This window comes from Bradyrhizobium cajani (genome assembly GCF_009759665.1).
GTDB lineage: Bacteria > Pseudomonadota > Alphaproteobacteria > Rhizobiales > Xanthobacteraceae > Bradyrhizobium > Bradyrhizobium cajani.
Genome location: NZ_WQNE01000022.1, coordinates 133339 through 147281 on the forward strand (window position 1 = coordinate 133339; position 13943 = coordinate 147281).

15 protein-coding genes are annotated in these 13943 nt (G+C 64.7%); 8 read left to right on the plus strand and 7 right to left on the minus strand.

The annotated features are described in order from the left end of the window. Position 1: 1 nt before the first annotated feature. The 3 genes from GPL20_RS24715 to GPL20_RS24725 form a co-directional block, all read right to left on the minus strand. Positions 2 to 955, minus strand: coding sequence for a carbohydrate ABC transporter permease (locus GPL20_RS24715; protein WP_157332468.1), 954 nt, complete (start codon positions 953 to 955; stop codon positions 2 to 4). A gap of 64 nt (positions 956 to 1019) precedes the next feature. After that, entirely contained in the window at positions 1020 to 2339 is a 1320-nt protein-coding gene (locus GPL20_RS24720) for an ABC transporter substrate-binding protein (RefSeq protein ID WP_157332470.1), read from the minus strand. Positions 2340 to 2379: 40 nt separating this feature from the next. Beyond that, positions 2380 to 3447 (minus strand): ABC transporter ATP-binding protein, encoded by a 1068-nt coding sequence (locus GPL20_RS24725; protein WP_157332472.1) that lies wholly within the window; start codon positions 3445 to 3447, stop codon positions 2380 to 2382. A 203-nt stretch (positions 3448 to 3650) separates the two neighbouring features. Here GPL20_RS24725 and gntR point away from each other — a divergent pair, with 203 nt between their 5' ends. The 5 genes from gntR to GPL20_RS24750 all read left to right on the plus strand — a co-directional run bounded on the left by gntR (position 3651) and on the right by GPL20_RS24750 (position 8740). After that, complete coding sequence (gntR, locus tag GPL20_RS24730; protein ID WP_157332474.1) at positions 3651 to 4757, plus strand: HTH-type transcriptional regulator GntR; 1107 nt, start codon at positions 3651 to 3653, stop codon at positions 4755 to 4757. A gap of 122 nt (positions 4758 to 4879) precedes the next feature. Continuing rightward, positions 4880 to 6709: an IlvD/Edd family dehydratase gene (locus GPL20_RS24735; RefSeq protein ID WP_157332476.1), complete on the plus strand. Its 1830-nt coding sequence runs from the start codon at positions 4880 to 4882 to the stop codon at positions 6707 to 6709. Between the two features lie 133 nt (positions 6710 to 6842). Continuing rightward, positions 6843 to 7574 carry an SDR family oxidoreductase gene (locus GPL20_RS24740; RefSeq protein WP_157332478.1) on the plus strand — a complete coding sequence of 244 codons (732 nt, stop codon included), beginning with the start codon at positions 6843 to 6845 and terminating at the stop codon, positions 7572 to 7574. A 19-nt stretch (positions 7575 to 7593) separates the two neighbouring features. Further along, entirely contained in the window at positions 7594 to 8340 is a 747-nt protein-coding gene (locus GPL20_RS24745; protein ID WP_157332480.1) for an SDR family NAD(P)-dependent oxidoreductase, read from the plus strand. 7 nt (positions 8341 to 8347) lie between these two features. Then, on the plus strand, positions 8348 to 8740 hold the full coding sequence (locus GPL20_RS24750; protein WP_157332482.1) for a GFA family protein: 393 nt from the start codon (positions 8348 to 8350) through the stop codon (positions 8738 to 8740). A gap of 2 nt (positions 8741 to 8742) precedes the next feature. Here the strand turns inward: GPL20_RS24750 and GPL20_RS24755 are convergent, their stop codons facing one another. After that, positions 8743 to 9654, minus strand: coding sequence for a DMT family transporter (locus GPL20_RS24755; RefSeq protein ID WP_254125211.1), 912 nt, complete (start codon positions 9652 to 9654; stop codon positions 8743 to 8745). Positions 9655 to 9743: 89 nt separating this feature from the next. On the opposite strand from GPL20_RS24755, the gene GPL20_RS24760 reads away from it, so the two are divergent. The 3 genes from GPL20_RS24760 (at position 9744) to GPL20_RS24770 (ending at position 11850) form a co-directional block, all read left to right on the plus strand. Then, positions 9744 to 10613 (plus strand): LysR family transcriptional regulator, encoded by an 870-nt coding sequence (locus GPL20_RS24760; RefSeq protein ID WP_157332484.1) that lies wholly within the window; start codon positions 9744 to 9746, stop codon positions 10611 to 10613. Between the two features lie 71 nt (positions 10614 to 10684). After that, on the plus strand, positions 10685 to 11365 hold the full coding sequence (locus GPL20_RS24765) for a site-2 protease family protein (protein ID WP_254125209.1): 681 nt from the start codon (positions 10685 to 10687) through the stop codon (positions 11363 to 11365). Positions 11366 to 11427: 62 nt separating this feature from the next. Next, entirely contained in the window at positions 11428 to 11850 is a 423-nt protein-coding gene (locus tag GPL20_RS24770; protein ID WP_157332516.1) for a hypothetical protein, read from the plus strand. Here GPL20_RS24770 and GPL20_RS24775 read toward each other — a convergent pair. The 3 genes from GPL20_RS24775 to exbB form a co-directional block, all read right to left on the minus strand. Next, positions 11838 to 12653, minus strand: a complete 816-nt coding sequence (locus tag GPL20_RS24775; protein WP_157332486.1) for an energy transducer TonB — start codon at positions 12651 to 12653, stop codon at positions 11838 to 11840. The genes GPL20_RS24770 and GPL20_RS24775 overlap by 13 nt on opposite strands. Positions 12654 to 12662: 9 nt before the next feature. Continuing rightward, complete coding sequence (gene exbD / locus GPL20_RS24780; RefSeq protein WP_157332488.1) at positions 12663 to 13121, minus strand: TonB system transport protein ExbD; 459 nt, start codon at positions 13119 to 13121, stop codon at positions 12663 to 12665. Between the two features lie 15 nt (positions 13122 to 13136). Further along, a partial coding sequence (gene exbB / locus GPL20_RS24785) for a tonB-system energizer ExbB (protein ID WP_246250914.1) occupies positions 13137 to 13943 on the minus strand: 807 nt, incomplete at its 5' end.

Below are 13943 nucleotides of genomic sequence, written 5' to 3' on the forward strand. Positions count from 1 at the left end.
GTCAGTCATTGCTCTCTCCCTGCTGCCACTTGCGACGCTGCAATCCGAACCACGAAATCATGATGGCCGCGAGCAAGAAAGGAATCATGGCGCTGGAGATCGCGGCGCCCTCGCCCAGCTGCCCGGCGATGATCGCGCGCTGATAGGACAGGGTCGCCATCAGATGCGTCGCGTTGACCGGACCGCCACGCGTCATCGCCCAGATCAGCTGGAAATCGGTGAAGGTGAACAGCACGGAGAAGGTCATGACCACCGCGATGATCGGCGTCAGCAAGGGATAGGTGATGTGTCGGAACATCTGCCAGCGCGATGCGCCGTCGAGGGTTGCGGCTTCATAAAGCGATGGCGAGACGGTCTGGAGCCCCGCGAGCAGCGTGATCGCCACGAACGGAACGCCACGCCAGATGTTGGCGAAGATCACGCAAATTCTGGCCCAAGTGGTGTCGCCGAGGAAGTTGATATTCTGGCTGATCAGTCCGAGATGCTTCAGTGACCAGGAAATGATCGAAAATTGCGAGTCGAAGATCCACCAGAAGGCCAGCGCCGAGAGCACCGTCGGCACGATGAAGGGGATCAGCACCATCGCGCGCAGCATCGCCTTGAACGGCATGTTCTCGTTCAGGAGCAGCGCAAGATAGAGGCCAATGCCGAATTTGAAAGCGCTGGCGAGAAATGTGTAGAGCAGCGTATTGAACACCGACAGCCAGAAGATGGAGTCGTCCCAGAGCCACTCATAGTTCTCGGTTGCGACGAAGTGCCCGACCCTGCCGATGCGGGTGTCCGTGAAGGACAGCCAGATGCCGAGCCCCAGCGGATAGGCCAGGAAGAAGATCAGGATCGCCATGGCCGGCAGCATGAACCAGAAGCCGAGCCAGTTGCGATTGTGTTTGAGCTGGTTCCAGGCGTAGGCCTCGCTCATCTGAGGCTTGGCCCGGGGAACTACGACATCAGCCATGCCCGATATCCCTGATCGAAGTGTGGACGAGCGGGCGGCGAGACTGCCGCCCGCTCCGTGACTGTCAGCGATAGATGCGCTTCAGCTGGCGCTCGGCTTCCGCCATCGCGCCCTTCGCATCCTTGGAGCCGGTGCAGTAGTTGGCGAACATGTCGACGACGATGAAGTCGGCGATCGCGGTTGCCGCCTTCTCGCCGACCGTGCCGATGCCGGATGCCGGCAGGGTACGCTTGGAGGCCTGCGAGAACACGGCGTTCTTGGGATCCGCCGTCCAGATCGGCGCCGTCTCATAGGCGTTCAAGGTCTGCGTCAGGTAGCCTTGCGCGCCATCCAGCCACTTCTCGTAGTTTTCCTTCTCCAGCATGAAGGCGACAAAGGCCTTCGCCGCGTTCGGATATTTGGTGAAGTTGAAGGCGAGAATCGGCAGCGCAAGCTGCAGCTCGGTCGGCTTGCCGACCGGACCGACTGGCCAGAGCGCGTGATAGGTGTCCGCGGTAAGCTCCTTCTTGGTCGCGTCGGTCTTGGCGGCCACGTAGATCGAGATGCCGTTCGCCGTGCAATAAAGCTCTCCGGCGAGGAACGCCTTGTTGTTGGAGGAATCGTTCCACGACGGCGTGCCCGGGATGAAGCTCTCGTACAGCGCCTTGCAATACTCCAAGGCCTTCGCCGTCTCCGGCGAATTGATGATGATCTTGTCGTTCTGGTCGACCGTGTAGGCGCCGTGCCCCCAGAGCACCCAGTGCAGCCACGAATTGCCGTCGCCCGAGGCATGCCCGAGCGCGAAGCCGGCCGGCGTGTTGTTCGCCTTGAGCGCCTTGCACATCTCGAGGAAGCCGGGGAAGTCCTTCGGGAACTCCTTGAAACCCGCCTTGTCGAGCGCCGACTTGCGGTAGGTCATGTAACCGCCGTTGGTGGCGACGGGAATGCCGAGCCAGTCGTTACCGAGCTTGCAGGTCTTTGCGGCCGCATCGGTCCAGCCGCCGTATTTGTTGCCGAGATAATCGGCGACGTCGTTCATCTTCAGCACTTTGGTGGGGAAGAGCTGCGGCAGCGTGTGCAGACCCCAGGCGAGATCCAGGCCGGAGCCGGTGTTGGCCGCAACCGAGGCCTTCGGCTGCACGTCCTCAAAGGACTCGCTGAACACGTTCATCTCGGTGCCGGTCGCGGCCTTGAACGCCGCCACCATCGCGTTGAACGCATCGTCTTCCGCCGGCACGAAGCGCTTCCACCGCATCACGGTCAGCTTGGCGCCCGGCTCCGCCTTCCACGGCGCGCTCTGTGCCCAGGCTTTCGCGAAATCAAACAGTGCCGGCCCCGTCAGCATGCCGGTCGCAGCCAGAGCCGTTCCGCCCTGAAGCAGAGTCCGGCGGGTAAAGTCTTGCATGTCGTCCTCCCTGTGATGCTTTTTCTTGTCTTAACTTACGCTACGCGTTCATGCGCTTGCCCGTCGCCTCGTCGAACAAGTGAACCACTGACGGGTCGGGCCTCAGCCGGACCTTGTCGCCCGGATTGAACTGGTGGCGCTCGCGGAACACGGCCACGACCTGCTCGCCGCCGAGCTTTGCGAACACCTGGGTCTCCGAGCCGGTCGGCTCGACCACGATGATCTCGGCCTCGGCGCCGTCGTCGGCGATCGTGAAGTGCTCCGGCCGCACGCCATAGACCGCGGGGCGACCGTCGGACGCCGCCGGCGCGGTCTTGAGCGGCAGCTTGACGCCGTTCGGTCCCTCGAAGGTCGCAACGCCGTTGACGCGCACATGGCCCTTCAGGAAGTTCATGGCGGGCGAGCCGATGAAGCCGGCGACGAACTGGTTCTCAGGCTTGTCGTAGAGCTCGAGCGGCGTGCCCATCTGCTCGACGATGCCGTCATGCATCACCACGATCTTGTCGGCCATGGTCATGGCCTCGATCTGGTCGTGGGTCACGTAGACGGTCGTCGTCTTCAGCCGCTGGTGCAGCTCCTTGATCTCTGTGCGCATGGCGACGCGCAGCTTGGCATCCAGGTTCGACAGGGGCTCGTCGAACAGGAAGACCTGGGGATCGCGCACGATGGCGCGGCCCATGGCGACGCGCTGGCGCTGGCCGCCGGAGAGCTGGCGCGGATAGCGCTCGAGCAGCGGCGACAGCGCCAGGATTTCAGCGGCGCGCTTGACGCGCTTGTTGATCTCGTCGGAGCTCGCGTTCCGCAGCTTCAGCGAGAAGCCCATGTTGTCGGCCACCGTCATGTGCGGGTAGAGCGCGTAGTTCTGGAACACCATCGCAATGTCCCGCTCCTTGGGCTGGACATTGTTGACAACGCGGTCGCCGATCGAGATCGTGCCGGAAGTGATGTTCTCGAGACCGGCGAGCATGCGCAGAAGCGTCGACTTGCCGCAGCCGGAGGGGCCAACCAGGACGACGAACTGGCCGTCCTCGATCGGGATCGTCACGCCGTGCAGGACTTCAAAATTGCCGAACGATTTCCGCACGTCGCGGATTTGCACAGACGACATCTAGCTCCCTCCTCGAAAGTCCACGACGCCTCTCGCGCCGCGACCGTCTTGTTCTTTTCGGACTTCACCGAACGAAGCCCGATCTTAGCGGGCGACATTGTCGGCAGTTTGTGCGGTTTTGGCAATTTGTCTTTGGTTAGTCGCTGCTGGTAGCGCTGTCAACGTTCCTTTGTTTGCGACGGTGACTGTGTTAAGAGCAGCAAATGGGTCGAAAACGCACCAAGTCAGGCAAAATCCGGCTGGCGGAAGTCGCCGAGCTTGCCGGCGTGAGCCCGATTACGGCGTCCCGCTTCTTCCGCAATCCCGAGGCGCTGTCGGTCGCCAAGCGGACGCGGGTCGAGAGCGCGGCCAAGGAGCTCGGCTATGTGCCGAACCTGGCGGCGCGCGCGCTGGCCTCGCAGCGCACCGAAGTCATCGGCGTATTGATCCCCTCCCTCACCAACAACGTGTTCTCGGACGTGCTGCGCGGCATCTATGACGCCTCCGAAGGCAGCCGCTACTCGATCCAGCTCTCCAACACACGCTACAGTATTCTCCAGGAGGAGAAGCTGCTGCGCCTGTTCCTCGCGCAGAAGCCGGCCGGGCTGATCGTCACCGGGATCGACCAGACCGCAGAATCGCGCGCAATGCTGGAGGCTGCCGACTGCCCGATCATTCAGATCATGGAGATCGGGCCCCATCCGGTCGATATGATGATCGGCTTTTCGCACTATGATGCAGCCCGCGCGGCGGTTGCCCACCTGTTCGCGCAGGGTCACCGCAAGATCGGCTTCGTCGGCGCGCGCATGGATCCGCGGGTGCAGCGGCGGCTGGACGGATATGTCTCGGCGATGAAGGACGCCGCACTGTTCGAGCAGCGCCTCGTCGTCACCACGGCGACACCGACCTCGGTGACGCTCGGCGGCGCCCTGTTCGTTGATCTCCTGGCGCGGGAGCCCGAGATCGATGCGGTGTTCTGCGCCAATGACGATCTCGCGCTCGGCGTGCTGTTCGAATGCCGGCGCCGCGATATCACGGTCCCCGAGCAGATCGCGATCGTCGGCTTCAACGACCTCGAATTCATGGCCTCCGCCGTCCCCACCCTCACCAGCGTGCGCACCAACCGCTACGAGATGGGCAGGACGGCCGCCACCATGCTGATCGAGGCGATCGAGGGACGCCGCCCGGAGCAGCCGGTCCTTGACCTCGGCTTCAAGGTGATCGAACGGCAAAGCTCGTCGTCGCGGCACGCAGACAGCCGGCCGGCCGCTGCCGGCGCCGGCGCCGGCGCGGTGAACAAAATGGTAGCGTTACCAAGTACCCATGACTAGTATCGCACTTGTGAGGAATCGACCCGCCAGCGGGCCGGCAGATCAACGCTCGCGCCGCTGGGCATCGCACAAGCCGACACGTTGAGACGGACGCCAGTGCGTTTGCATTGCAGGAGAGACCAATGACAAAAAAGCCAACCAATGGGCAAGCGCCCGCCAGCAACGGCGCTCGCCGCCACCTCCGCTCGCAGGAATGGTTCAACAACCCGCATAATCCGGGCATGACCGCGCTCTATATGGAGCGCTACCTGAACTACGGGCTCACCCGCGCCGAGCTTCAGTCCGGCAAGCCGATCATCGGCATCGCCCAGACCGGCAACGACCTCTCCCCCTGCAACCGCCACCATATCGAGCTGGCCCACCGCGTCCGCGAGGGCATCCGCGAGGCCGGCGGCATTGCGATGGAATTCCCGACCCATCCGATCCAGGAGACCGGCAAGCGCCCGACCGCGGCGCTCGACCGCAACCTCGCCTATCTTGGCCTTGTCGAGATCCTCTACGGCTACCCGCTCGACGGCGTGGTGCTGACCACCGGCTGCGACAAGACGACGCCGGCCTGCATGATGGCGGCGGCGACCGTCAACCTGCCCGCAATCGTGCTGTCGGGCGGCCCGATGCTGAACGGCTGGCACGCCGGCGAGCGCACCGGCTCCGGCACCATCGTCTGGAAGTCGCGCGAGCGGCTCGCCGCCGGCGAGATCGACTATGAGGAGTTCATGGAGATCGTGGCCTCCTCGGCGCCCTCGGTCGGCCATTGCAACACCATGGGCACGGCGTCGACCATGAACGGGCTTGCCGAGGCGCTCGGCTTCTCGCTGCCGGGCTGCGCGGCCATCCCCGCGCCCTATCGCGAGCGCGGCCAAATCGCCTACGAGACGGGCAAGCGCATCGTCGAGATGGTCTGGGAAGACCTCAAGCCCTCCGACATCCTGACCCGCAAGGCGTTCGAGAACTGCATCGTCATCAATTCTGCGATCGGCGGCTCGACCAACGCGCCGATCCACATCAATGCGCTGGCGCGCCACATCGGCGTCGAGCTGTCGATCGACGACTGGCAGAAGTTCGGCCACGACGTGCCGCTGCTCGTCAACATGCAGCCGGCCGGCTTCTATCTCGGCGAGGAATTCCACCGCGCCGGCGGCGTGCCGGCGGTGGTGCGCGAACTGATGAAGCACAAGCGCATCCATGAGGATGCGGTCACGGTCAACGGCCGCGGCATCGGCGAGAACTGCGCCAACGCACCGGTCCCCGACAACGACGTGATCTGGGCCTACGACAAGCCGCTGGTGAAGGATGCCGGCTTCCTGGTGCTGAAGGGCAACCTGTTCGATTCCGCGATCATGAAGACCAGCGTGATCTCCAAGGAATTCCGCGACCGCTATCTCAACAACCCGAAGGATCTCAACGCCTTCGAGGGCCGCGCCATCGTGTTCGAGGGTCCGGAGGATTACCACGAACGGATCGACGATCCCTCGCTCGACATCGACGAGCGCTGCGTGCTGTTCATCCGCGGCACCGGGCCGATCGGCTATCCCGGCGGCGCCGAGGTCGTGAACATGCAGCCGCCGGCAGCATTGATCAAACGCGGCATCCTGTCCCTGCCCTGCATCGGCGACGGCCGCCAGTCCGGCACCTCGGGCTCGCCCTCGATCCTCAATGCTTCGCCGGAAGCTGCCGCCAATGGCGGCCTTGCGATCCTGAAGACCGGCGACAAGGTGCGCATCGACCTCAACAAGGGCAGCGCCAACATCCTGATCTCCGACGAGGAGCTGAACAAGCGTCACGCCGAGCTCAAGGCCAATGGCGGCTTCAAGCATCCGCCGAACCAGACGCCGTGGCAGGAGATCTACCGCAACACCGTCGGCCAGCAGTCGACCGGCGCCTGCATGGAGCTCGCCACACGGTACCAGAACGTCGCCGGCGCGTTTGGCGTGGCGCGGGATAATCACTGACAGCCACACGTCATTGCGAGCGAAGCGAAGCAATCCAGAGATATCTCCACGGAGACAGCCTGGATTGCTTCGTCGCAAGGGCTCCTCGCAATGACGCGGGGATGGCATTGGAAAACAACGGGAGAACAAGAAAATGGCAGACCGCCTCAAGGGCAAGCGCGCCGTCGTCACGGCTGCAGCCGCCGGCATCGGGCGCGCATGCGCCATCGCATTCGCGCGTGAAGGCGCAACCGTGATCGCGACCGACATCAACGAGAGCGGCATCGCAAGCCTTGCCAAGGAAGGCATCGCCGAGACGGCGAAGCTCGACGTCCGCAACACCGCCGACGTCAATGCCTTTGCCAAGCGCGTCGGCAAGATCGACATCCTGCTCAACGCGGCGGGCTTCGTGCATCACGGCACCATCCTGGAGTGCTCGGAAGAGGATTTCGACTTCTCGTTCGACCTCAACGTCAAATCGATGCACCGGACCATCAGGGCCTTCCTGCCCGAGATGCTGGCGGGCGGCGGCGGCAGCATCGTCAACATCTCGTCCTGCGCGGCGCTGCGGCCGCCGGCCAACCGCTACGTCTACAGCGCGTCCAAGGCGGCGGTGTCGCTGCTCACGCGCGCGGTCGCGCTCGACTTCATCACCAAGGGCATCCGCTGCAACTCGATCTGCCCCGGCACCGTCGAGACGCCCTCGATGCTCGACCGCGCCGCGGCGCAGGGGCCGCAGGGCAAGGAGATGTTCATCTCCCGCCAGAAGATGGGCCGGCTCGGCACTGCCGACGAGATCGCATCCATGGCGGTCTATCTCGGCAGCGACGAAAGCGCCTTCACCACCGGCGTCGACCTCGTCGTCGATGGCGGCTACATGCTCTGACGTTCGGAGATCGCATCTCATGAACAAGATCGATCTCAACGGCCGCGTCGCTGTCGTCACCGGCGGCGCGCAGGGCTTTGGCCGCGCCATCACCGAGCGCTTCGTCGCCTCCGGCGCCAGGGTCGCGATCTGGGACTTCGATGCCGCGCTGGCTGAGAAGACCGCAAAGGAGATCGGCGGCGAGACCCGCGTCTTCAAGGTCGACGTCACCGACACCGCCGCCGTCGAGCAGGCGCGCGATGCGACGCTCGCCGCCTTCGGCAAGATCGACATCCTCGTCAACAATGCCGGCATCGCCGGCGTCAACAAGCCGGTCTGGGAGACCGATCTCGAGGAATGGCGGAAAGTCCTGCGCATCAACCTCGACGGCCCCTTCATCTGCTGCAAGGCGATCGTGCCGGCGATGCTCAAGCAGAAATACGGGCGCATCGTGAACATCGCCTCGATCGCCGGCAAGGAAGGCAATCCGAACGCCTCGCACTATTCGGCCTCCAAGGCCGGCCTGATCGCGCTGACGAAGTCGCTCGGCAAGGAGCTCGCCGCGCATGACATCCTCGTCAACGCGGTGACGCCGGCGGCGGCGAAGACCGCGATCTTCGACCAGATGACGCAGCAGCATATCGACTTCATGCTGTCGAAGATTCCAAAGGGTCGCTTCGTGCTGGTCGAAGAGCTGGCCGCAATGGTCAGCTGGCTCGCATCCGAAGACTGCGCGTTCTCGACCGGCGCGGTATTCGACATCTCCGGCGGACGCGCAACCTATTGAGGACACCATGATCCGGGAAGGCGGCTGCCTGTGCGGCGCGGTGCGGTTCAAGGCCGAAGGCGAGCCGCTCAACGTCCGCATCTGCCATTGCCGCATCTGCCAGAAGGCGATGGGCTCGCCCTTCTTCGCCCGCGCGCAGTTCGACCAGCGCGCCCTGACCGTCGAGGGCGACACCGCCCGCTACGCGTCCTCCGAGAACATCGACCGCGTGTTCTGCAAGCGCTGCGGCACGCGCCTGTTCGCCTGGCGCCGCAACGGCACGCTGGCGGGCGTTGCGCTCGCGACCTTCGACGACCGCAACGCCTTCGCGCCGACCGAGCACATCTGGGTCTCGGAAAAGCTCGCCTGGGTGAGGCTCGACGACGGCCTGACGCAATATCAGACGACGATTCCGGCGTGATGTCAGGATAGGCCTGAAGCGCAGACGCCCGCGGCCTGAGCACGGCGGCCCGGCGTCGTCGCGATCCAGATTCCGGCAAAGACCGCGACAATTCCCGCCGCCAGATTCCAGCGCAGAGGCTCGTTGAGCAAATAGGCCCCGACCAGCGACGCCGTGACCGGATTGACCGTCACCGAGATTGCGACCCGCGTCGGCGTCGTCCGCTCCAGCGCGAAAGCCCAGAGATAGAAGGTCAGCGCGGCGCCGAACGCCCCGAGATAGAGCGCCGCGAGCCATTGCGGTGCGCCGAAGTCGGTGACGGGCGCAAAGCTGCCGCGCACATGCGACAGCAGGATGAGGCAAGCAGCACCTGCTGCCATGCTCATCGTCGTGAAGGCAATTGGGCCGGACCGTCGGATCAACGGTTTCGACCAGATGCCGTACAGCGCCATGCAGAGCGCCGCCGCGATCATCAGGAGATCGCCGCGCCAGGCTCCCGTCGGAGCCGAGGTCAGGTCGGACAGAAGCGCGACGGCAACCCCGAAAGTCGCAACCACGACGCCGATCGATTTGCGCCAGGTCAGGGCCTCGGCGCCGAGCGCCGCCCCGATCACCAGCGACAGCAGAGGCAGCGTCGACAGCGCAAGTGCGCCGCGCGCCGCGGTCGTGAAGATCAGCGATGCGTTGAACAGGATCGGAAACAAGGCGAAGAACAGCATGCCGAGCCCGATCGCAGCGGCCCAATCCCCGCGCTCCGGCCAGCGATCGCCGCGCAGCAGGGCGAGAGGAAAAAGCAGCAGGAAACCGATGCCGAAGCGGAACGACCCGATCGCCAGCGGATCGAGGCTATTCACGAGATAGCGCGTGGCGCCGATCGAGGTGCCGCCCAGCGCGCTCGACAGCACGGCGGCCAGAACGCCGGAGATTTCGCCCACGATTCCTCCCGTCGATGCTTTGACGGCAGCATACGAGGCGCGCCGAAACTGGGAATGGAATTTCCGTCATGCTGGGATAACGTTACGTCATGACCACAACCGTTCTGGATCCCGATCTGCTGAAGGCGTTTCTCGCCGTCGCCGAACATCGCTCGTTCACGCGCGCGGCCCACCTGCTCAACCGGACCCAATCGGCAGTCAGCGTTCAAATCAGGCGCTTGGAGGAACGGCTCGGCACAAAGCTGTTTCAGCGCACCAGGGCCGGCGTCGCGCTGACCGCCGCGGGCGATGAGCTGCTCGTCTATGCGCGCCGGCTTCTCGACCTCAATGCAGAGGCGATCGATGCGCTGCGCGCGCGCAAGCACGAAGCCGTGGTCCGCCTCGGCGTGATGGACGATTACGGCACCATCGTCATTCCGCCCCTGCTGACGCGCTTTGCCACGCACCATCCACTGGTCCGGGTCGAGATCGAGACGGGACTGACCGCGACGATGCCGGCGCGGCTCGGCGATGCCTATGACCTCGTCATCGCCATGCATCCGCAAGGATGCGGCAAGGGCGAGCTGTTGAGGCGCGAGCAGGCGGTCTGGGCCGCCGCCCCGTCCTATCGGGCCGCGGCGCGGAATCCCCTGCCCGTGGCGCTCTACCCGCCGGGCTGCCTGTTTCGGCAATGGGCTGCGGAGGCGCTCGACACCGCCCGCCTGCCCTGGCGGCTCGCCTATGTCAGCCGGACGCTCGCAGCGATCGAGACGATCGCGGCTCAAGGTCTCGCAGTGACGGTGGTGAAGGCCGGGACCTTGCCGGCGAGCCTTCGCGCCCTGTCCGATCGTGACGGTCTGCCAGCCTTGCCGGCGGCGGAGATCCGCCTCCACCGCGCGCGGCACCTGTCGTCCGCAGGCGCCCTCCTGGCGGATCATTTGCAACGGGCAATTTCGGAATTGGGCGCCATATATGGGTAGATCGTGAAGGGTTGTGGCCCTATACGGCCTGCTTTGCGAAGCACGCGGGCAGAACCGGAACGGATGAGCTGGTGAACATTTCAATTTATGACATCTCCGTCTGGGTGCTGCCGCTGGTGCTCGCCATCACCTTCCACGAGGCCGCGCACGCCTTCGTCGCGTACCGGCTCGGTGACAACACGGCCTGGCAGCTCGGGCGGGTCAGCTTCAACCCGTTCAAGCATATCGACCCGTTCGGCACCGTGATTCTCCCTGCGATGCTGCTGTTCGCGCATTCGCCGTTCCTGTTCGGCTATGCCAAGCCGGTGCCGGTGAATTTCCGCAAGCTCAACCACCCCAGGCTCGACATGGTCTGGGTGGCGCTGGCCGGTCCCGCCACCAACATCCTGCTGGCGCTCGCGGCGGCTCTTGCCCTCCACGCCCTGCCTTTTGCGCCGGCCGGCGCCGCGCGATGGATCTTCGACAATCTCAGGAATGCGCTGGTGATCAACGCGGTCCTCGCCGTGTTCAACATGATGCCGATTCCGCCGCTTGATGGAGGACGCGTCGCGGTCGGGCTGTTGCCCCGCCCGCTCGCCGCGCCGCTGGCCCGGCTCGAGCCGTTCGGGATGCTGATCCTGATCGGTCTCCTGATCCTGCTACCGCTTGCGGGTTCGCAGTTCGGTCTAAATCTTGATGTTATTTCAGCAATACTGCGGACGTTGACCGGTTATGTGATTCAGGCTGTTCTCTTCCTGACCGGCAACGCGTAGTTGAACATAACGTCCGAATTCATGCCGAAGGGCCAGAGGCCGACTTGGTCAAAGCTGCCGATATGCTGATCGCGCGACGCGCCGACACCCGCGCCCGCGCCGATTTTGCCACCTGGAAGATGATGGCCAAGCTCAACGGGTTGTCCGCGCTGCCTCCGGAGGCCCAGGAGTTCCTCGAGAGTTACAAGAACCTGCTGGCGCGGATGAGCGAGGGCGAGGCCAGCGAAGCCACCATCGCTGCGATCTACAAGGCCTATTATGCCGAGATGGGCGGCGCGGGAACTCCGCCCGATGTCCGTCCCCGCCCAGCCGAGCCGGCGGCGGACAATGTTACCGCTTTCCGCCGCCCAGCCCCGAAGCCGAAAAAGTCGGTCTCCTTCGGGGCGGCCACCTTCGCTGGAACCCAGAAGCGACCGCTGCCGGTGGCGCTGATCTTCGTCTGCCTAGTCGTGGTCTATGTCGGGATCCGGCTCTACTGGCGCTGAGCCGTCTTCTTCTTTTTCTTCGCGTCCGCGGGCGTGAAGATGATGTCGACGGTGCGCTCGAACCGATCGTCCGTCAGCCCGGCAGGCGGTTGCGGGATGGGATCTGACTTACGGACAATAGACAGCGCGGCCGCATCATAGGCTGCGTCCCCGGACGACTCCACCACATCCACCGACAGCACGTTGCCCTTTCGGTTGATCGCGAAGCTCACCTTGACCTTCTGGTTGTTGGGCTCCTTGCCCTCCGGATTGACCTTGTGAAGCGTGAGATGTGCGCTGATCTTGCGGTTCCAGTCAGCCGTCAGCTTCAGGATGTCCTTGCCGATACCAATGACGGGCGCCAGCGCCTTCTCGGCCTCGCGCGCATCCTCGTCGAGCGTTTGCCGTGCCGTCGCGACCGATTTCGGCGACGCCTCGGCGGCCGGCGTTTCGACGGCCTGAATCTTCGGATCGTCTTCCGTCGGCTTCTTCGCGTTGTTCTCGGTCACGACCCGGTCGGGATCCTCGACCTCTTGCGACTGGTCCTTCGGGAGCTCCGTCTCCTTGGTCTCGGCCTTTTGCTCGGGAAGCGCCTGCTGCTCCTGCATGGCTTCGCTGTCAGGGCCGGGTGGCAGATCGGTTTCGGGCGCCTTGGGCGAGGCCATCTCCACGGCGAACTCCGCGCCGGCCGCACCAAGGCCGTCGCCGTCATCGTCGGTGCTCAAATGAGCCAGCGCGAGCGCAGCACCACCCAGATGGAGCGCAAGCGCCGCCACTGCCGCCAGGATCCAAAGCTTCCGCGATGGTCTGAGTTCGTCCGACATGGCGGGCCTCTAAGGCTGAGCGGCGCCTGACGCAGGCGCCCCGGGAGCGCCTTCCAGCGCAACGAGTTTCACCCGCGTGTAGCCGCCCGAGCGCAGGAGCTCCATGACGCCCATCAATTCGCCATACGGCACCGAACGATCGGCGCGCACGAAGACGTACTTGTCCTTGCTCATGTCGGACAGCCCGTCGAGCGTCCCGATCAACTCGGCCCGGTGGACCGCGTTTTCGCCGATCGCAAGCGTCAGATCGGGCTTGATGCTGACATAGGTCGGCTTGTCCGGCTTCTTCTGCGGCGTCGCGCTCGACGTCGGCAGGTCGATCGGCAGATCGACCGTGGAGAGCGGCGCTGCGACCATGAAGATGATCAGCAGCACCAGGATGACGTCGATGAACGGCGTGACGTTGATGTCATGCGTTTCCGAGAAATCGTCGTCTTCGCCGTCGTTGTCTGCGAGCGAAACGCCCATTGGTTCACTCCTGGCTCACTCCGCCGCGCGTGAATGCATGCTGCCGTGGCTGCGATCCAGATCGCGCGAGAGCAGCCGCCCCGCCGCACCCGAGGCGCGGCTGACGAGCTCGAGATAGCCCTTCGTCACGCGCGCGAAATGGTTGTAGATGATGACGGCGGGGATCGCGGCGACGAGGCCGATCGCGGTCGCGAGCAGCGCCTCGGCGATGCCGGGCGCGACGACGGCGAGGTTCGTGGTCTGCGACTTCGAGATGCCGATGAAGCTGTTCATGATGCCCCAGACCGTGCCGAACAGGCCGACGAAGGGCGAAGTCGAGCCGATGGTCGCGAGCACGCCCATGCCGATGCGGATGCGCCGCTGTTCAGCCCGCACGATCTCGGAGAAGCTCGACGCCGCACGCTCCTTGATGCCGGTATCGCTGGAGAGGCCTGCCGACATCCGCGCCTCGCGCAGTGCCGCCGCCAGGAAGGACGGCAGGATGCCCTGCTTGGTGCCGAGCGCCATCTGCGCTTCCGCGAGCGAGCGCGCCTCCGCAATCTTCTTCAGTGCCGAACGAAGCTTGCTGGAGGCGACCGACAGCTCGATCGACTTGGCGATGAAGACGGTCCAGGTCATCAGCGAGGCGAAGGCGAGCCCGATCATCACCGCCTTCACGATGATGTCCGCCGACATGAACATCACCCAGGGCGACAATTCCTTCATGGCCGGCGCGACAGCGGCCGCCGCATCGGGCTTCGCGGTGGTCGCGGGGGTCGTCGTCGGAGCAGCGGGAGCGGTCGCCGTCGAAGCCGCCGGCGCGGTTGCCACTGGCGCCGACGC